General features: G+C 58.9%; 14 protein-coding genes. 3 read left to right on the top strand and 11 right to left on the bottom strand.

Features of this window, described 5'->3' with window-relative positions:
* The first annotated feature begins 318 nt into the window (after positions 1-318).
* Complete coding sequence (locus ACZM8Y_RS07200) at positions 319-741, top strand: DUF2000 domain-containing protein (RefSeq protein ID WP_479859287.1); 423 nt, start codon at positions 319-321, stop codon at positions 739-741.
* 340 nt (positions 742-1081) lie between these two features.
* Here ACZM8Y_RS07200 and ACZM8Y_RS07195 read toward each other — a convergent pair whose 3' ends face one another.
* The gene (locus ACZM8Y_RS07195; protein ID WP_302551923.1) at positions 1082-2401 is read right to left on the bottom strand and encodes an RsmB/NOP family class I SAM-dependent RNA methyltransferase; all 1320 of its coding nucleotides are present in this window, start codon (positions 2399-2401) and stop codon (positions 1082-1084) included.
* A 796-nt stretch (positions 2402-3197) separates the two neighbouring features.
* Here ACZM8Y_RS07195 and ACZM8Y_RS07190 point away from each other — a divergent pair.
* Positions 3198-3569, top strand: a complete 372-nt coding sequence (locus tag ACZM8Y_RS07190; RefSeq protein ID WP_479859097.1) for a hypothetical protein — start codon at positions 3198-3200, stop codon at positions 3567-3569.
* 199 nt (positions 3570-3768) lie between these two features.
* Here ACZM8Y_RS07190 and ACZM8Y_RS07185 read toward each other — a convergent pair whose 3' ends face one another.
* The 4 genes from ACZM8Y_RS07185 to ACZM8Y_RS07170 all read right to left on the bottom strand — a co-directional run bounded on the left by ACZM8Y_RS07185 (position 3769) and on the right by ACZM8Y_RS07170 (position 10061).
* A complete protein-coding gene (locus ACZM8Y_RS07185; protein ID WP_005028077.1) occupies positions 3769-5148 on the bottom strand; it encodes a sigma-54-dependent transcriptional regulator in 1380 nt (459 codons plus the stop codon).
* A gap of 18 nt (positions 5149-5166) precedes the next feature.
* Entirely contained in the window at positions 5167-6756 is a 1590-nt protein-coding gene (locus tag ACZM8Y_RS07180; RefSeq protein ID WP_479859096.1) for a sensor histidine kinase, read from the bottom strand.
* Between the two features lie 713 nt (positions 6757-7469).
* A complete protein-coding gene (locus tag ACZM8Y_RS07175) occupies positions 7470-8813 on the bottom strand; it encodes a glucose-6-phosphate isomerase (RefSeq protein WP_482331384.1) in 1344 nt (447 codons plus the stop codon).
* A 72-nt stretch (positions 8814-8885) separates the two neighbouring features.
* The gene (locus tag ACZM8Y_RS07170) at positions 8886-10061 is read right to left on the bottom strand and encodes a pyridoxal phosphate-dependent aminotransferase (protein ID WP_482331379.1); all 1176 of its coding nucleotides are present in this window, start codon (positions 10059-10061) and stop codon (positions 8886-8888) included.
* Between the two features lie 184 nt (positions 10062-10245).
* Between ACZM8Y_RS07170 and sfsA the strand changes: the two genes are divergently transcribed.
* Entirely contained in the window at positions 10246-10974 is a 729-nt protein-coding gene (gene sfsA / locus ACZM8Y_RS07165; RefSeq protein ID WP_482331375.1) for a DNA/RNA nuclease SfsA, read from the top strand.
* 1986 nt (positions 10975-12960) lie between these two features.
* Here sfsA and ACZM8Y_RS07160 read toward each other — a convergent pair.
* From ACZM8Y_RS07160 to ACZM8Y_RS07135, 6 genes are read right to left on the bottom strand one after another with little or no spacing between them, the layout of a single operon-like run.
* Positions 12961-13797 (bottom strand): FAD/NAD(P)-binding protein, encoded by an 837-nt coding sequence (locus ACZM8Y_RS07160; RefSeq protein WP_308771215.1) that lies wholly within the window; start codon positions 13795-13797, stop codon positions 12961-12963.
* Between the two features lie 11 nt (positions 13798-13808).
* Positions 13809-14861 carry a 4Fe-4S dicluster domain-containing protein gene (locus ACZM8Y_RS07155; protein WP_302554206.1) on the bottom strand — a complete coding sequence of 351 codons (1053 nt, stop codon included), beginning with the start codon at positions 14859-14861 and terminating at the stop codon, positions 13809-13811.
* Between the two features lie 5 nt (positions 14862-14866).
* Complete coding sequence (locus ACZM8Y_RS07150; protein WP_308771214.1) at positions 14867-16336, bottom strand: hydrogenase iron-sulfur subunit; 1470 nt, start codon at positions 16334-16336, stop codon at positions 14867-14869.
* Complete coding sequence (locus tag ACZM8Y_RS07145) at positions 16324-18285, bottom strand: 4Fe-4S binding protein (protein WP_482331368.1); 1962 nt, start codon at positions 18283-18285, stop codon at positions 16324-16326. The genes ACZM8Y_RS07150 and ACZM8Y_RS07145 overlap by 13 nt, the downstream gene beginning before the upstream one ends.
* Positions 18282-19202: a CoB--CoM heterodisulfide reductase iron-sulfur subunit B family protein gene (locus tag ACZM8Y_RS07140; RefSeq protein WP_308771213.1), complete on the bottom strand. Its 921-nt coding sequence runs from the start codon at positions 19200-19202 to the stop codon at positions 18282-18284. Before ACZM8Y_RS07140 ends, ACZM8Y_RS07145 begins: the two co-directional genes overlap by 4 nt.
* Positions 19203-19772 carry a 4Fe-4S dicluster domain-containing protein gene (locus ACZM8Y_RS07135; RefSeq protein ID WP_302554211.1) on the bottom strand — a complete coding sequence of 190 codons (570 nt, stop codon included), beginning with the start codon at positions 19770-19772 and terminating at the stop codon, positions 19203-19205.
* Positions 19773-20036: the final 264 nt, after the last annotated feature.

Genomic DNA, 20036 nt, shown 5'->3' with positions numbered 1-20036 from the left:
CGGGAACCCGGCGTTTTTTTGTGGCGAAAATGTGGAAAGATGGTTTCCGGGGCAAGGCCGTATTCGATATGGAACGGTGGAAATGGTGGGCAATATCGTGCAAGCGTTTGCTCTGGCCCCGTGCTAGGCTTCTTCTGAAGGCTCTGTCATACACATGCTTGTTTTATCTCGACAATATGCTGAAAAAATATGCTTTTTCTCCAATTCTCCGCTGGTTGGCTTCATGACTGGGAATTTTATTGGTTATTTCTTTGGAATTTCAAGAGATAAAGCATCAACCGTTTTCTATGGCACAGTCTTCCTGAAAAGGAGAGAGACGTGGAAAGTACGAATTCAAAATGCGTAATGATTCTGGACGAAAACCTGCCTTTGGGCCTTCTCGCCAACACCGCCGCCATCTTGGGCATCACGCTGGGCAAGCATATGCCCGAAGCGGTCGGCGCGGACGTGTTCGATGGATCTGGAAAGGCCCATCTGGGCATTATTACGTTTCCGGTACCGATTTTGCGGGGGGATGCGGAACAGATCCGCTCCATCAGGGAAACACTGTATGGAGACGGCTATCAGGATGTGATTGTTGCGGATTTTTCCGATGTGGCCCAGTGCTGCAAAAACTACGGCGAATACATCGGCAAGGCGGCGCGGGCGGACGAAAGCGAATGGCGGTATTTGGGCATCGGCCTTTGCGGCCCTAAAAAGCTGGTCAACAGACTGACCGGAAGCATGCCGCTGCTGCGATGAGGGGATCCACCTTTTTGCGAATGCAGGGAATGCTTCAAACGCTTGAGGCATTCCCTGCATTTTTCATACGGCAGTCTAAATGCAGGGAGATTTTTCAGGGAAACGGCTGGCCGTTGGCGGTTCCTTTCTTTCTTTCTTTCTTTCTTTCTTTCTTTCTTTCTTTCTCTCTCTCTCTCTTATGCTTTTTTGATGGCTCTGTTATAGTTTATGGTTGTTTCATCTCCACAGTGCGATGAAAAGACAGCCTTTTTCTCCGGTTTTCCCCTTGGCGGGCTCCACGGCCAAGGCATTTTGCCGGTTATCCCTTTGGAGCTTCAAGGAAAAAAGCATCAACCATTTTCTATAACACAGCCTTTTTGATCATCGCTCCATACATCAAATCGCTGCCGAAAGTGTCGGGCGTGCTCTGCCACTGCTTTTCAAGCGACGCGCCGGGTGTGCGTGCGAGGAATGCTTCGATTTGCCCTTCGTTTTCGGCGGGGTTCATGGTGCAGGTGATGTAGGCGATATGCCCGCCGGAAGGCAGGTACGGCCATACGGCGTCGAGTATGCGGCGCTGAAGCCCGACCAGCCCGGCGACCTGTTCGGGCGTGCGGAGCGTGCGCAGGTCAGGGTGACGGGCGAGCGTGCCGAGGCCGCTGCACGGGACATCAAGCAGGATGGTCTTGGGCGTGCCCCGCAGGGCCGGTTCGGCCGCCGAGGCGCAGAACAGCGGCGGCGTCTTGAGCACAAGGCGCTTGGCGTCGTCCCTCATGCCCCGCAGCCGGGGCTGATAGGTATCGCTGGCGGCGAGGACGGGCACGCCCAGTTCAAGGAGCGCGAGCGTCTTGCCGCCGCGTCCGGCGCAGGCGTCCCATACGGGGCCTTCCCAGTGCGGCGCGTCCAGCGCTTCCAGAACGAGCTGGCTTCCCGCGCCCTGTATGGACAGCCTGCCCTGCCGCAGGTAGTCCCGCATATACTCCGGCTGGGTGCCGGGCGCGAAGCGGACGCCTGAAATCCCCACAGCCTCCCCTTCCCTGCACAGGAAGCTGCGCAGGGCCTCCCATTCGTCCCTGGCGGCGTTCACCCGGACGCAAGGGGACGGCACGGCGGAAACGGCCCGCGCGAACGCATCGGCCTTTTCCGGCCCGTAGCCTTCGGCCCACAGTTCGAGTATCCAGCGGGGCACGCTGTGGAAGATGGAAAGGCGCTCCATCGGATCGGCGATGCGGGATTCATAGAACGCGAAGGCTTTCAAATCTTCGGCTTCGGAGAGGCGGATCAGCGATCGGAGCACGCCGTTGGCGACGCGGGACAATCCTTGCCCGAACCGGGAGCGCACGGCATCCACGGCGGCGCTGACGCTGGCATGGGCGGGGATGCGGTCAAGGTACAGCAGTTCGTAGGCCGCTATGCCGATCATGAGCTTCATGGACGCGGGCAGCTTTTCAGGAGCCTTCATAAATTGGCTCAGAAGCCACGAAATCCGAATTTCCGACCTCAGATACCCGTAAACGAGTTCCGTCGTCAGAGCGGCCTCCTGACGCGAAAAAAGGCCGCCTGTCAATTTCGTGTCCAACAGGGATTGTACGGGGGCGCTGATGCCCGTGCGCTCCAAAACCCGAAGCGCCGCTTCACGCGCCGGAAGGGGCGTTTCGCCGTTTTGCTTTTTCTTTTTCATGCGAGGCTCGGTGATAAGGTGTTGTAGAAGGTACGAAGCGGTCTTGGAGGAAAGGGAAATCTTTCTGGAGATAAGGGGGAACATCCCGTGTTTTTCCTTTCCCTCCAAACCTTCCCCTTCAGAGATGTTGGCCCTGTTATATGGGGTGGTTGTTCCATTTTCACAGCATGGTGAACAAATACAGCCTGTTCCGGCTTTTCCGCCGGCGGACTTCACGGCTGAAACGTTTTGGCTCTGTCATAATGTCTGGTTGTTTTATTGGGCTGTGCCGTAGAAAACGGCTGATGTTTTTTCCTTGAAGTTCCAAAGGGATAACCAGCAAAGTGCCTTAGCCAAGGATTCAGCCAAGGGGAAAACTGGAGAAAAAGGCCGCATGTTCACTGTACTGTGGAGATGAAACACCCACATGCTGTGACAGAACCTTTTATTTCCACAGTACGCTGAAAATAGAGGCTTTTCCTCCAGTTTTTCCACTGATGGGCTCCATGGTTGGGGCATTTTATGAGTTATTCCTTTGGAATTTGGCTCTGTCATTGTATGTGGTTGTTTTGTTTTAGGCTGTGTTCAATTTTACGGTTGATGATTTTTTCAATGAAAATCAATAGATAAAAGTTCATTCCACGTCTAGTGGTGTGGGCCTCTCTCATTTTTTGTTCATTACATGAAATCCAGTTTTGAAGAATTGTTGCGAGACCTCCAGATAATTTCCAAAGAACTCTTCCTTTCCAGTTGGAATCTTGTATCAACCACAAACTTAAACACAGCCTTGTTTTATCAATAGGCTGTGTTATAGAAAATGGTTGATGCTTTTTCCTTGAAACTCCAAAGGGATAACCGGAAAAATGCCTTAGCCGTGGATCCCGCCAAGGGGAAAAACTGGAAAAAAGATTGTATTTTCCACCGCACCGTGGAGATGAAACAGCCACATACTATAACAGAGCCTATCAATATACTGAAAACTATATGCTTTTCTCTCTCATTTTTCTCTGGTGGGCTCCATGATTGGGGGATTCTATTGGTTCTTTCTTTGGAATTTCAAGAAAACCTCAACCGTTTCCTACGGCACAGCCAATTTTTACCATCTACTTCATTTCAGCCGATAAAACAGCAACTGTTTACTGCAACAAAACCAATATCTGTAAACGGGACGGATGGCGGGCGGATCTAGGCGAGAGGTTCACCCGGCGGCAGTTTCCCTGCATTGCGGGCCTCCGAACGGAACCCGTCAGGCTGTTCTTCGCCCACAGGCAACTCCGGCAACAGGGATTCGATAACGTCAAAAGTCTTTGGAGAGGGAGGGATGGGGTTTGGGGAAGGGAGGGGGAAGCTTTTCTCCAGAAAAGTTCCCCCTCCCTTCCCCAATTTCCCTAATGCCCGGTAATACTATATTTTTTCAGCTTGTACTGCATCAGGCTCTTGGATATGCCGAGCAATTCCGCGGCCTTGGCCTGTACGAAGTCGGCGCGGACGAGCGCGCGGCGGATAAGCGCGGCCTCAATGCGTTCGAGGGTATCGGCAAGATCAAGCTGCACCGGGAGCAGATCCACGGCGCTCTTGAACTGCGCTTCCTCGTCGCGGATCTCGGCGGGGAGATCCTCAAGGGTGATCACGTCTCCGGGCACGAGCACAAGGCAGCGTTCGACCACGTTCTGCAACTGCCGGATGTTGCCGGGCCACTCGTAGCCGGAAAGATGGTTCAGCGCTTCGGTGGAAAACGTCTTGGGCGGGATGCCGTTTTCCTTGGCGGCCTTTTCCGCGAAGTGCGCCACCAGCAGCGGGATGTCCTCGCGGCGTTCGCGCAGGGGCGGGATCGGGATATGCACCACGTTGAGGCGGTAGTAGAGGTCTTCGCGGAACGTCCCCGCCTGCACCAGCGGCATGAGATCCTTGTTCGTCGCCGCGACGATGCGGATGTCGACCTCGATTTCCTCGCTGCCGCCCACGCGCTCGAAACGGCGTTCCTGAAGCACGCGGAGCAGCTTGACCTGCAATTCCGGGGTCAGCTCGCCCACTTCGTCGAGGAACAGCGTGCCCCCGCTGGCCTGCTCGAAGCGCCCCCGGCGCATGGCGACCGCGCCGGTGAAGGAGCCTTTTTCGTGCCCGAAAAGTTCGCTTTCAAGCACGCCGGGGTTCAGGGCCATGCAGTTTACGGAAACGAAAGGTTCCTGGCTGCGCGGCGAGGAAAAGTGGATGGCGCGCGCGACGAGCTCCTTGCCGGTGCCGGATTCGCCGGTGATAAGCACCGTGGCGCGGCTCGGCCCGGCACGATCCACAAGGGCGAGCATGTCGCGGATGGCCCGGCTGCGCCCGATGATCTGGTGCTTGCCGTAGCGCTCTTCAAGGCTTTCCCGCAGCAGTTGGTATTGGCGGTGCGCGCGGGCCAGCTCGGCGGCGTTCTGGATGGAAAGCAGCAGTTCGTCGTTGGAAAAGGGCTTGGTGATGTAGTTGAACGCCCCGTAGCGCATGGCCTCTACAGCGCTTTCGATGGAGCCGAAGGCCGTCATGATGAGCACCGGGATATGGGGCCAGTTCTTTTTGACCCGTTCCAGCACTTCGCGCCCGGAGATGCGGGGCATCTTCATGTCCGTGATGACGATGTCCACTTCGGACTCTTCGAGAAAAGCCAGCGCCGTTTCCGGGTCATTCAGCGCGGTCACGGCGTATCCCGCTTCGGTCAGCAGCGTTTCCAGAACGAGCAGGTAGTTTTTCTCGTCGTCAATCAGCAGCAGATGCACCTTATCGTTCATGAGACTATCCTTATCTGTCTAGCGTGCCTGCGGAGAGGCGTCGCCTTCCCGCAAATCGTGTTCTTCAGAGGGGAGCGGATCGGTCAGCGTCACGGGTTCGCCGTCGGCGCCCGCATCCGTCCGTCCGCCTTTTTCGGGAGTGTCGCCTATATCCGGCTCGCTGGCAACCGGGAGCAGGATGGTGATCATGGCCCCGCCCCCTTCGGGGTTGGTCAGCAGCAGTTCCCCGTTGTGCGACGTGACGATGGTGTTCACGATGGGCAGGCCGAGGCCCGTGCCGTGATCCTTGGTGGTAAAGAAGGGATCAAGAAGCTTGTGCAGCAGGGCGGGCGGGAAACCGGGGCCGCTGTCGTGGAACAAGAGCTCGATCATGCCGTCGTCACGCCGTACGCCGCGGATGCGGATGATCCCGCTGCCTCCGATGGCCTGATACGCGTTGACCAAGATGTTGTAGACGGCCCGGTACAGCAGATCCTTGTCCCCAAGGACGAACAGGGAATCTTCCGTATCACGGATGCACTCCACGCCGAGGCGTTTCATTTCGCCGTTGAGGAAGCCGGTGGCCTGATTCAGCAGTGCGTTGATATCCACGCGATCCTGACGGGGCACGCGGGGGCGGGCATAGTCGAGGAAGTCGTTGACGATCTGGCTCAGGCGGCAGGACTCGTCGAAAATGGCTGTAAGGATACGCTGGGCGGGGCTGCTTTTTTCCTGTTCCGGCGTGCGCCGGATGAGGAACTCGGCGCTGGATCGGATGATGCCGAGCGGATTGCGGATCTCATGGGCGATGCTGGCGATGACGCGGCCCATGCTGGCGAGTTTTTCGTTTTGATGGAGTTCGGCCTCAAGCTTGCGGTTGCGGCTCATGCGCTCGGCAAGGGTGCGTTCCGCCTTGATGATGAAGAACTGGAGGATGGCGAACAGGATGGCGGACGATCCGAGGCATGTGGCGAGGATAAGCCACTGGAAGCGCACGACGCTGTCGTAATCGTCGGTGATGTCCTGCGTGATTTCCAACACGCCGGTCACAAGGGATTCCGGTTTGCCGGTGCTCTCGCTGATGCCGAGATCCACGGTCAGGGGGAACATGGTTCGCAGCGAGTAGCTGCCGTCCGGGATTTTGAGCATGAACATGGCGGAAAGCATGTTGACGCTGGAGAGCGTTTCAAAGAAGGGGATGCCCGAACTCATGACGCGCTCCATCGACGCGGGCGTGATGTCCGTCCGGCCCAGCTCCATCTGGTTGATGGAGTAGTTGACGACCCTGTCGGCCCCGTAGATGCGCAGGGATTCCAAATGCAGGCCGAGGATGGTGGACTGCACCACATCATCAAGCTGCTGGTACTGCATGCTCTGGCGCAGGGCGATGCGCCCGAAGGTGAGGAAGGTCGGCAGCGTGAATCGGCGGTAGATCTGCTGGTTCAGGTTGCTGGCCATGAGCATGGCGTATTGCTGCTGGCGGAGCAGCAGCGTGTTGCGTGCGGAATTGCCGATGAAGAAGGCCAGCGTCACGCTGGAAGCGAGGATGAGGATAAGGGATATCCACGAGAGGAACCGGGTCAGCCCAAACGGCAGGCCCTTGTCCACGGAGTCTTTTTTGCCGAACAAAACGAGCCTCTGCGTAGTCTGTGTCAGGAAGGGAGCTTCATGAAAAGCGCATCCGCCATGCCTTCCCCGGCTCCCTTCCCGTGAAGCTTTTAGCGGGAAAGGCGGTTATTGGGATAGGGATGCCCTTGAAAAATAGCCACGGCTTTTTGGTTTGAACAGGGCCATTGGCCTTGTCCGAAGAAAAAAGCCCTGATTGCCGCCGGCCATAATCATGCGTCCCTGCGGGGCCCTCTTATGGCCGTACCGGGAACGGCTCAGAAACCCAAGAGGCGAAACGTCTTTGGAAAGGGAAAGCCGTGCCGCGGCAATCTGTTGATATGTCCCGTTTTTTGAAGTTTGCTGTGCCATAGGGAGCGGTTGATGCTTTTTTCCTTGAAGTTCCAAAGGAGTAAACCGGCACAATGCCGCATCCGGGGATTCCGCCAAGGGAAAACTGGAGAAAAAGGCTGTCTTTTCACCGCGCTGCGGAGATGAAGCAACCACATGCCCCGGCAGGGCCTTGAAATTTTAAAAAGATAACCGGCGCAATGCCTTGGTTATGGGGCCCGCCGACGGAAACGCCGAAGGAAAAGGCCGTCCCTTCACCATGCCGTGGAGATGGATCAAACGTATCTTATGACAGGGCCAAAGGGAAAAAGAGCGGGCAGTCGAGCTTGGGGGAGGGAAAACTGTTTTTCGGAAACGCTTTTCCCTCCCCCGATGTCTTTTATCCCCTAATTCAGAAACGCCTTCAAGATGGCGGCTTCTTCCGGGTAGCTGGAGGAGCCGAGGCGGGAATAGGCAAGGCGTTTGCCGAGCTCCACGGCGGGCTGGTCGAGCGGGTTGATGTTCATAAGCCAGCCGGTAAGCACGGTCGTGGCCATGAGCAGCCCCATGACTTCGCCCGCGGCGCGCATGGAGGATTCCGCCACTTCCAGGCGGGTGAGCGGCACGCCGTTATGCACGAGGGCCGCAGCCGAGCCGAGGGTTTCGGCGTTGAGCAGATCCCCGAATGCCTTGCCCCGCAGCCATCCCCAACTGTCCGGCACGCCGTCCGGGAACTGCGGGCCCTTGTTCAGGTTCGGGCAGTGCAGCTGGATGCAGCCCTTGTCGGCGGGGCCGTCGAGGAACATCTGCTGGAGCGAGTGCTGATCGGTAACGCCCACGGCGGGCAGCGGCATGGTTCCCTTGCCGTTTTTGCCGAGGCTTTCCGCCCAGAGCTGGCCGAACCACTGGCCGAAAGAGGCCCATGAAGGGATGTACGTAAAGAAAACCAATTGGCTGTAGTCGTGCCGCGACAGCTCGAAGCACCAGTTCGCAAGCGCCCATGCGGGATGGCTGCGGAGGGCTTCCGGCTTGCCGAGTTCGTCGTTGACGAGCGGCGCGTTCACGCCGGCCGCGCCTTCGAGGAAGTCTTCCCACGGCAGGCCCATGAAGGCCGCGGGTACGAGCCCCACCGCTGAAATGACGGAGTAGCGCCCGCCCAGATGATCCGGCACCGGCAGGGACACGATGTTGTGATGGTCCGCCTCTTCGCGCAGGTAGCCCTTCTTCTCGTCGGTAACGAGCAGCATATGCTCGTGCCACGTGTCGGGGAGCGCCTTTTGCAGCCATGCCTTCATGAAAAAGTACTGGGCCAGCGTTTCGATGGTCCCGCCGGATTTGCTGACGGGGACGACGATGGTTTCTTCGGGGTTGAGGGCGGATATCTGGGCTTCGAGCACATCGGCGTCCACGTTGTCCAGAATCCACAGCCACGGCCCCTGGTGGTTCGGGAGATCCTGCTGTGGGAAAAAGGCCTTTTGGAGCGCGCGGGTACCGAGGGCCGAGCCGCCGATGCCGAGCACGACCATGTGCCTGAACCGCCGGAGCCGCGGGGTGAGGGCCTTGAGGCGGGCCGTCAGGCTGCTCCGGAAGGGAAGGTTGAGGAACGGAAGTTTGCCCGAGGCCACTTCACCGATGAGGCGGGCGTTGCAGCTGTCGAGCTGCGGCTCAAGGAGCTTGAGCGCCTGTGGGCGCGTCGGGGCCGTCGTCAGCAGCCGTCCGGCCCATGCGTGCTTCCAATCCAAAGTATGCATACCGTCTCCTGAAAAGTGCCGTCCACGGGCGGCGTTTTCCGGTTCCGGGATTTTCGGAACCGGAGGTCAGCGTTATTGTCCGATGAGAACCTTGCGGACGCGGGCGAGGGCGTCCATAAGCACGTCGTCAGCCACGGCGTAGGAGAACCGGATGCAGTCCGGCGCTCCGAAGGCGTCGCCGGGAACCAGCGCCACGCCCGCTTCGCTGAGCAGGCGGGTGCAGGCGGCGGTGGCGTCGGGCATTTTTTCGTCATACAGGGCGGAAATGTCCGCGAACAGGTAGAACGCGCCTTCGGGTTTCGGGCATACCACCTTGGGCCACGAGGCGATTTCCTTCCATGCCATATCGCGGCGTTTCTGGAAGGCCCGGCGCATGGACTCCACGCAGTCGTAGGGGCCGGTGAGGGCGGCTACGGCGGCCTTCTGGGACACGGAGCAGATGTTGCCGGTGGCCTGTCCGGTGATCTGGCTGAGTTTCTTGATGAGGTCGGGATGGGCCACGGTATAGCCCACGCGCCAGCCGGTCATGGCGAAGCTCTTGGCAAGGCCGTTGACGACGGCGATGCGGTCCGGGTACTGCTTCCACCAAACGATGATGCTCGACGGCTTGTTGGGCTCGTAGACGAGCTGGTCATAGATTTCGTCGGCGATGATGAACAGGCCGCGATCCAGCGCCCATTTCACGATGGCGTCGCGTTCGGGCACGGAATAACAGGCGCCCGTGGGGTTGGAAGGCGAGTTGAAGACGAGTATTTTGGTCTTCGGGGTCAGCGCGGCTTCGAGCTGTTCCACCGTCACCTTGAAGCCCTGCGAGGCCGGGGCCTTGACTGCGACCGGCACGCCGCCGTTCAAGTAGACCATGTCGGGGTAGCTCACCCAGTACGGCGAGGGGATGAGCACTTCGTCGCCGTCATTGAGCAGGGCGGCGAACAGGTTGTACAGGGACTGTTTGCCGCCGTTGCTGGCGATGGTACAGTCCGGCGCGACGTCGACGCCGTAAGCGCGCTTAAAGTAACCGGCGACGGCTTCCCGCAGGGGCGGGATGCCGGGCACGGCGGTGTAGCGGGTAAATCCCTCGTCGATAGCCTGTTTTGCGGCATCGCAGACATGGGCGGGGGTGGGGAAATTCGGTTCGCCGATTGCCAGGCTGGTCACATCGACGCCCTGCGATTTGAGCTCAAGGGCCTTGGCGTTGATGGTCAGGGTGGCGGAAGGCTTTATGTGGGCCATTCTTTCGGAGAATTGCATGGGACTATACCTCGGTGGCTACATGACTTTGTCGTCATGCAGTAGCAGGTTAGGCCCCGTCTGTAAATTGGTGGATACGCGGGAAGCGGGAAGGGCTTTTTTTCCTCTAGCCGTGTATCGGCATTCGCTTTTTTAAGAAAGAACACCCTCATGGCACGGCTCCTGAGGGAATGGGATGGGGTGCATGTCCATATTGTTGCCATTTCCTTCCGGCTGTGTGGTCGGGCGTCTGGTGCGCCGCGAGAAGCGTTTTTTCGTGCATGTGTTGATCGACGGCAAGCCGGATGTGGCGCATACCAACAATACGGGGTCCATGATCGGGCTGTTGCGTCCCGGCGCGCCCGTGCTGTTGTCTCCCGCGCAGAATCCCGGCCGGAAGCTCAGGTGGACGTTGGAGCTGGTGTGGTGCGGCGATCCTGCGGCGTATCCGCGCGGCGGCTTCTGGGCCGGGGTGAACACGAGCACGCCCAACCGGATGCTTGAAGCGGCGTTCAGGGCTGGCAAGCTGCCGTGGGCGGAAGGATACACTTCATTCGCGCGGGAAAAGGTGCGGGGCGAGAGCCGGTTGGACGGTTTGCTTGAAGGGCCGGGGATGCCCCGGCTCTGGGTTGAGTGCAAGAACGTCACCATGTCGGAGGATGACGTGGCGCTGTTCCCGGATGCCGTTTCCGAGCGGGGGCTCAAGCATTTGGGGACGCTGAAGGGCATTGTGGCCGCCGGGGAGCGGGCCGCCATGTTTTACTGCATACAGCGGCCCGATGCCTGTTGTTTCGGGCCTGCGGACATGATTGATCCGGCGTATGCCGCAGGGCTGCGGGATGCCGTGGCGCACGGCGTGGAGGTGTATCCGCATCTTGCCGTTTTGACGGTGGAGGGGATTGGGTTGGAAGCGGATTATTTGACAATGGTTTAAGGTTATTATGGAGTGTGTACGGGAATGGGGGGGGCGGCTGCGCCGGCGGGCGTTTTCCCTGCCGCGCAGGGTGGCCGCCTCCCGCGGGGGCAAAGGGGGCCTGTTAGGGGCTCCGCCCCTCCGAGGCCCCCTTTGCAATCCCCCCGGAACACCCCGTTTCTCCGCTGCCTCAAGTGGGTTGCCAACCTGTCACGCAGCGGCCCTCTTCCTTTTGGGCCTTCCTTTGTCCGCAATCCGTCGCCGGTGCGCTGCCGATGCTCCGGGAGCTAACCCGGTCTTCGACCGGGTGGAGCTCCCTCCGCGCAGCGCAAAGCCCCCGCCGGTTCTCCTTCGTATGGAACTATTGGAGGGGGAGGCAAAACCACAGGGAAGACTCTCTCTAAAATATGGTTCTGGTCATGGGATGTGGCTGTATTATCTCCACAGTATGGTGAACATACAGATTGTTATCCCGTTTTTCCGTCGATGGGCTTTATGGCTGGGGCATCTTATTGGTTATTCCTTTGGAATTTAAAAAAATGGCTGTGTCCTAGAAAATGGTTGATGCTTTTTTCTTGAAGTTCCAAAGGGTTAACCGAGAAAATGCCCTGGCCCTGTATTCCGTCAAGAGGGAAACCGGAGAAAAAGGCTGTATTTTCACTGTACTATGGAGATGAAGCACCTCATACTATGACAGAGCCAAAAAAATAAAGCATCAACCATTTCCTATGAAGTAGCCTAAAACATAAGGCAGGGAGGAGTACGGCAGCAGTACAAGAGGCATTTTTAGAATAAGGGAAGGCGATGAGAAAGCCTTCTGCCACAATAATTGATTGATGTTCTTAGGTTGTGTCTTTATTTTACGGCTCTGTTCAAGTTTACGGTTGATAAAGAGAAAGGTTCTGTTATTGTTTATGGTTGTTTTATCTCCACAGTGCGGTGAAAATACAGCCTTTTTCTCCGGTTTTCCCCTTGGCTGGATTCACTAATAAGGTATTTTTCCGGTTATCCCTTTGGATCTTCAAGGAAAAAGCATCAACCATTTTCTATAACACAGTTTGTGTTACACTTAATTGTTTGAAACTATTGAAAATAATATTTTGTGACTTGGAAAGAATAGTTAGATAATTTCAATAGATTATATCTAGTTGACGACACGATCTAGGAGCTGTCACAGAATATGATAGTTTTATTTTTAGCTGTGCCATAGGAAATGGTTGATGCTTCTCCCCTGTGCCCGGAAGTTCCAAAGGAATAACCAACAAAATACCTTAGCCATAAGATCCCGCTAGGGGGAAAACTGAATAAAAAGGTTGTATTCTTACCGTGTTGTGGAGATGAATCAACCAGAACCATAATAGAGCCATTTTTTATAGTAGGCTCTGTTCTATAAAAGGATTTATATTTATAATATATTGAAATAGTTTTATATTTTTATAAAAATTAGTGGTTTGGGGTTTATGTTTTCAAAGAAAATCATCCTTCCAAATTCCCCATAAACCCTTCCTTAGTGCAGAGCCTTATAGTACGTTGAAAATACAGGTTTAAAAAAATTTCCGCTGGCGGACACCATAGCCGGGGCATTGTACAGGTTATCTCCCTTTTGGGTTTCAAGAAAGTATCAATTGTTTTCTGTGATGCAGCCTTTTCCAAAGGCCCTGTTAGAGTATGTGGTTGTTTCATCTTCACAGTGCGGTGAAAAATAGAGCTTTTTTCCAGTTTTCCCCTTGACGGGATCCACGGCTAAGGCATTTTACCGGTGATCCCTTTGGAACTTCAAGGAAAAAAACATCAACCATTTTCTATAATACAGCCCTTTTCTATAACACGGCCTTTCCAAAAACAGACACAGCATCATTCCCGGATGGGAGCGATGCCGTGTCTGCCGTTTTCCCCTCGTCCCCATTACAAAAGTTTTAGGGGGAAGGGGGTGGGGTTCGGGGAGGGGGAAGGGAGCCCTTTTTCAAAAGGGGCCCTTCCCCCTCCCCGATTCAATCATCATAATCCTTACAGCTCAGGCGGGAGTTCCTTGAGCTGCTTGTTGGAGAAGACGGGGCCGTCAACGCAGACGAGCTTGCCGCCGATGTTGCAGCGCCCGCATATGCCGATGCCGCACTTCATGCGCTTTTCCAGCGTGGTGTAGATCTGGTCATCCGGGAAGCCCAGCTCGACGAGGGCCGCGAGGGTGAACTTGATCATGATCGGCGGGCCGCAGAGGACGGCGATGGTGTTCTTGGGCTTGGGGCCGATTTCCTTGAGCACGTTGGGGATGAGCCCGACCTTGTGTTCCCAGCCATCGGCAGGATTGTCGATGGTGAGGGTGACGTTCAGATCCTTGCGCTCCAACCATTCGGGCATGTCGGACCGGAAGGACAGATCCGCAGGGGTCTTGGCGCCGTACAGCAGGCTGATGTCGCCGTAATCCTTGCGGTTGTCCAGCAGGTACACCATGATGGTGCGGATGGGGGCCATGCCGATGCCGCCGCCGATGAAGAAGACGTTCTTGCCCTTCCACTGGTCGTAGGGGAACCAGTTGCCGAGGGGCGCGCGAACGCCGATCTTGTCCCCGGCGTTGAGCTTGTGGAGGGCGGCGGTGTTCTCGCCGGCCTTCATCACGGAGAACTGGAGGTAATCCATCCGGGTGGGGGAAGAGTTGATCACGAAGGTCGACTCGCCCACGCCGAAAACGGAGAGCTGCCCCACCTGTCCGGGCTGGAAGGTGAAGTTCTTCATTTTTTCTTCATCATCGAAACGCACGCGGAACGTTTTGATGTTGTGCGTTTCCTGCACGGTTTCGATGACGGTCGCCATTTCAGGCAGAAGGGGATTGTGCGTCCCTGCCATGTTCAGACTCCTTATTTGGCTTCCGCGTCATCCGCGATGGCGTTGAGGACAATTTCACGGATGTCCAGCGACACCGGGCACTGCTTGATGCACCGACCGCAGCCCGTACAGGCGAAGCGCCCGTCGCTGTCGTCGGGGGCGTACCAGTATTTGTGCGAAACGCGGTTGCGCATGCGCAGGGCCTTGGCCGTGCGGGGGTTGTGCCCGCTGGCCTCACGGGTGAACAGCGGGGACATGCAGTTGTCCCAGCTGCGCAGGCGGCGTCCTTCGAGGGTGTTGCCCTCGTCGGAGATGTTGAAGCACTGGCAGGTGGGGCACATGTAGGTGCACGCGCCGCAGGAGAGGCACTTGGCGGTCTGTTCCGTCCAGAAGTCCACGTCGGTGAAACGCTCTTCGAGGCGGCGGGCCGCCTTGGACAGATCCGGGGCGGGCTGCTGGCTGGCGGCGGCCTTTTCACGGGCGGCCTTGGCTTCGTCCATCTTGTCTGAGCCGTCGGCGAGCTTGGTCGACGCAAGGAAGGCTTCGCCCTTTTCAGAGACGGCCTCAAGCACGAAGCCGCCGTTCACGGCCGTGAGCAGCACGTCGGAGCCGGTGGGATCGGCGGGGCCGCCGCCTGTCCAGTGGCAGAAGCAGGTGCTGCACGGGCTGTCGCAAGTCCGGGTGACGACCAGCAGGTTGTCGCGGCGGGCCTTGTAGTAGGCATCTTGGAACTTGCCTTGGAGGAAGGGCTTGTCGAGCACGGCGAAGCCGCGGGCGTCGCAGGAACGGCAGCCGAACACCATCCGGGCCGGGGCGTCGGGGGTGTCGTCAAGTTTTATGTCCAGCTTGGCCGGGTTTTCCGGGTCTTTGGTGCCGGTGAATCTGATGAGCGTTTCACAGGCGGGGAAAACGGCGGCCTTGGGGGATACGGTGGCGCGGGCCAGCGACGGCGTTTCTCCGGCGACGAGAGGCCGGAACACAACCGCCTTACCCTCCTGACGAGGGGCCAGCACCTGACGGGATGCCGCCACTTCGGCCAGCCACGGGGCCAGCTTGTCGGCAGCGAGGAATCGTATGGCGCTCATTGCGTTTATGCTCCCTCGATGTGGTGTTCGTGAATGTTCTTTTCTTCCAGCTGGAAGCCGAGCAGCGGCGGCACGGCGTCAACGTCCATGCCGGGCGCGTATTCGAACAGCTTCTTCACGACGCGGCCCATCTGGAGCTTGAGGGCTCCGACCGGGATGCCCATCGGACAGGCACGGTTGCATTCGCCGCAGCCGGTGCAGCGTCCGGCGAGGTGCATCGCGTGGATGAGCTGGAAGAACATCTTCTGCGTGGGGCTGTCTTCCTGCGTGAGCCAGTGCGGTTCGCGGCTGTCGGCTACGCAGTTGTCGCGGCATACGCACATGGGGCAGGCGTTGCGGCAGGCGTAGCAGCGGATGCAGCGTTCGATGTGGCCGCGCCAGAAGCCCATGCGCTCCTCAAGGCTCAGGCCGTCGAGGAAGGTCATGATCGCGGGCATGGCGGGCTGGGCGCCGTCCGGGATCTTCGTGGGCGGGCCCGCGAAGTGATCGTGGATGACGGCGTTGGGCACGGTGCAGGCGCGGCATTTGTCCTGCGCCACGTCCTGCATGGCGAACTCGTAGTCCTTGCCGTCGGCGCGGACTTTGAGGGTGGCGCCGGAACCGGCCACGGATTCGACTTCCGTCACGTCGCCGATCTTGGCGAGCACGCGGTTGATGTCGACGGTGCCGTTGCAGCCCATGCCGAAGATGACCACGTCCTCACGGTTGATGAGGTTCTCCTGAAGGAGTTCCACGACGCCGCGGGAGTCGCAGCCCTTGACCACGATGCCGACCTTCTTGCCCTTGAAGAGGGGCAGGTAGGTGGCGAGGGAGTGGACGTTGAGCGGGCCCCAGATGAGCTTTTCGACATCTTCGGGCCTGCGCATGTACAGGGGCGTGGCGTGCAGGCCGTCAAAGCCCTTCTGCCAGCCCATGACGAATTCCACTTCCTTGGCTTCGAGCGCGGCCTTGATCTGATCCTTGAGTTCGGTCATGGCCGCGGGGTTGACGCCGCAGCCGAGCGGACGCAGGGGCGCGGGCAGTTCAAGGTTGGGCATGACGTACAAGGGCTTCGCGTCTTCAAACTTGGGCGCGGGCCCGAGCTTGTGGACGCGTTCGGTGAATGCGGTGACCACGGCCTGCCAGCGCTGGCCTTCGGAGGCGGACACCCACGTATACTCGAAGCGGCGGGGATCGATGCCGATGATGGGCAGGAATTCCTTCAGCGTTTCGAGGCGGCGGCGGGCATAATAGTTGCCTTCCGAATAGTGGCAGTCACGCGGGTGACAGCCGGACACGAGCACCCCGTCGGCGCCGGAAAGCAGGGCTTTCAGCGGGAACAGGGGATTGACGCGGCCCGAACAGGGGACGCGGATGATACGCAGGTCCGTAGGTTGTGTGAAACGGGCGACCCCGGCAGTATCGGCGCCGCCATAGGAGCACCAGTTGCAGAGGAAGCCTACGATCCGGAGTTCTTTGCCTGTCAGCACCGACATAGAGCGTCTACCTCCGCAAGGATCTGGTTGTCAGTGAAGTGGGAGAGCTGGATGGCGCCCTGCGGGCAGGTAGCCGTGCAAAGGCCGCAGCCCTGGCACACGGCCTCGATGGTCTGCGCCTTTTTTTCGCCGCGGATTTCCTTTTCGACGATGGCCTGGAACGGGCACACCTTGATGCACTTGCCGCAGCCGACGCAGCGCTTGATGTCCACGACGGAGATCTGCGGGTCGCTTTCGAGGAGCGGCTTGGAGAGGAGGCCGATCACCTTGGCGGCGGCGCCGCTGCCCTGCGCGACGGAGGAGGGGATGTCCTTCGGGCCCTGGGCCACGCCCGCGAGGAACACGCCGGCGGTGTTGGTCTCCACGGGGCGGAGCTTGCAGTGGGATTCCATGAAGAACCCAAAGCTGTCGTAGGAGATATGCAGGGTTTCCGCGAGCTTGTTCGCGCCCTTGGAACCTTCGATGCCCACGGCGAGCACGACCATGTCGGCCTTCACCTCGACGGGCTTGCCGAGCAGGGTGTCGGCGCCGCGGACGATGTACTGCCCGTGGCCGTCGGGCTGGATGGCGGATACGCGGCCGCGGATGTACTGGGTGCCGTATTCCTCGATGGCGCGGCGCGTGAATTCGTCATAGAGCTTCGCGTTGGAGCGGATGTCCATGTAGAACACGTAGGACTGCGAATCGGGGATGTGGTCTTTGGTCAGGACGGCCTGTTTGGCGGTGTACATGCAGCAGAAGCCGGAGCAGTAGGGGCGGCCGATGGATTTGTCGCGGGAGCCCACGCACTGGATGAACACGACGCTCTTGGGTTCCTTGCCGTCGGACGGGCGCTTGATGTGGCCGCCGGTCGGGCCGGAGGCGGACATGATGCGTTCGTACTGGAGCGAGGTGATGACGTCGGGGTATTGGCCAGCGCCGTATTCGCCGTAGACCGTCCAGTCCATGAGGTCGTAGCCGGTGGCGGCTACGATGGCGCCCACGGTTTCCGTGACGATCTCGTCCTTCATCTCGTAGTTGATCGCACCGGTGGGGCACACCTTGGCGCAGACGCCGCACTTGCCCGAAGTGAGCTTGCGGCAGTATTCGGGGTTGATGGACGCCTTCTTGGGGATCGCCTGCGGGAAGGGGATGTTGATGGCGGTGGTGGGGCCGACGAACTCGTTGAACTTGTCCGGGGTCTTCTTGGCGGGGCACTTGTCCATGCAGGCGCCGCAGCCGGTGCACTTGGACCAGTCCACGTAGGTGGCCTTCTTTTTCACGGTCACGGTGAAGTTGCCCACATACCCGGACACGTTGATCACTTCGGAAGCGGCCATGAGCGTGATTTTGGGATGCTGGGCCACGTCCACCATCTTGGGGCCGAGGATACAGCTGGAACAGTCGACGGTGGGGAAGGTCTTGTCGAGCTTCGCCATCTTGCCGCCGATGTGGGTTTCGCGCTCGACGAGGAGCACGTCGAGGCCCGCGTCGGCACAGTCGAGGGCGGCCTGGATGCCGGCCACGCCGCCGCCGATGACGAGCACGCGCTTGGTGGACTCGAAGGACTTGGAGAACAGCGGGTTGTCGCGGCGCAGTTTTTCAACGGCGATGCGGACGAGTTCCGCGGCCTTGTTGGTGTTGGCTTCCTTGTCCTTGCCGATCCACGACACGTGTTCGCGGATATTGGCCATTTCAAACATATACTTGTTGAGCCCGGCGCGTTCCACGGTGCGGCGGAAGGTGGGCTCGTGCATGCGCGGCGTACAGGAAGCGACGACCACGCCGTCAAGCTTGTGTTCTTTGATGGCGGCGACGATTTCTTCCTGTCCGGGCTCCGAACAGGTGTACATGGTGTCGGTGGAGAAGGCCACGTCGGGATAGGTCTTGGCGATCTCGGCGACCTTGGCGCAATCCACGGTCCCGGCGATGTTTGACCCGCAGTGGCAGATAAAAACGCCTATTTTCATGCCTTGGCCTCCTCTGTGGCTTCATCGGCCTTGGCCTTGGCGGCCTTGGCGGCCTGCGCGGCGTCGATCTTCCGCAGAAGTTCGTCGGGGCTGACGCAGAGCTTTTCAAAGCCGAGTTCCTGATGCGGCAGGCCGAGGGCCAGCCCCATGAGCTGCGTGAAATACAGCACCGGCATCTTCATGCTCCCGCCCACGGCCTGACGCTGGCGCAGGTCAAGGTTCATGTGGCAGAGCGGACAGGCGACGACCACGGCGTCCGCGCCGAAGGCCTGCGCCCGTTCAAGGATGCGGCCGGTAAGGCGGGCGGTGATGTCGCGGCGGGGAATGCCCATGGCTGCGCCGCAGCATTCCGTCTTCAGGGGGAAAGGCACGACTTCGGCGCCGAGGGCGGTCATGATGTTGTCCATGGCCATCGGGTTCTCGGCGTCGTCAAACCGCATGATGTCCGCGGGGCGGCTCATCAGACAGCCGTAGTAACAGGCGACCTTGATGCCTTCGAGGGGCTTCTTGACCTTTTCGGCGATGGCGCCGATGCCGTAGTCTTCCACCAGAACCTGAAGGATGGACACGGTTTCGGGCAGCTCTTCGGGACAGGGGCTGTCGAGAAGGGCGTTGACCTTGCTGCGGAACGCCTCGTCCTGCATGCGGTGCTTGGCGGTCTTCAGGTTGGCGAGACAGCTCGGACAGGGCGTGCCCACGCGTTCGGCGCCTTCGGCGGCGGCAAGCGCGAGGTTGCGCGCGGAAAGCGCGGAGGAAAGCACGTGATCGCAGGCGTGGGCCGGCGTGGAGCCGCAGCAGCTCCAGTCGGAAATTTCCTTGAGGCCGATTTCAAGCGCGCGGCAGACGGCGCGGGTGGAACGCTCGTATTCGGCGGACGTCCCTTGGCCGGAGCAACCGGGGTAGTAGGCGAGTTTCATTTACTTGTCCCCCTCGGCGCTGCGCTGCTCGTCAAAACGCTTGAAGATGCGGGCCACAGCGTCCTTGCCGACGATGGTGTGGGGTTTGAAGGGCAGCTTCTGCTTGGGCAGGATACGCGGCGCGAGATCCACATCGGTGAAAACCCGGCCGGTGCGGGCCATGAACATGGCCATGACGCCCAGTTCGTACGTGCGCCCGAAGCGGCGGACGGTGGTCAGGAAGGACTGCCAGAACGACGCCATGGCGTAGTTCGTTTTGCCTTCCTTCCAGGCCATGTGCCGCAGCACGTCCATGACCTTGGCGACGTCGATGTTGTTGGGACAGCGGGACGTACAGGTCGAGCACGACACGCAGAGCCACAGCGAACGGCTTGAAAGCGCCATTTCCTTGTTACCGAGCTGGACGGCCCGCATGACTTGGCTGACCTGCAGGTCGTATTCAGGCCCGCAGGGGCACCCCGCCGTGCAGTTTCCACACTGGTAGCAGTTGGTCACCTTCTGACCGCTTTCTGCTTCCACCTCGCGAAGAAACGCTTCGTCGCGCGTGGTTTCAAGATTGATTGTTTCCATGATTCTCCCGGCAGTAGAGTGGTTCAAAGACCAATAGACCTTCTTCACGAGAAAAAATCTAACATATCCACGCTAACGGGGCAACAGGGTTGGAGAAAAGAAAAAGGAGAACCCCTAGGTCTTCTCCTCGCCCGCCCCCATGCAATGCAAGGAAAAAGTTTCCCCCCGGAGCAATGCAAAGGTGAACTTTCACATGCTATCAGACGAGGCGCGAAGATGGAACCCCTTCTTGCGAAAAGGGGCTGTTTGGTTGCTCAGAGAGTT

The organism is Bilophila sp., assembly GCF_057864385.1.
The sequence above is the reverse complement of the archived record's forward strand: the minus strand, read 5'-3'. Positions and strand labels throughout refer to the sequence as shown.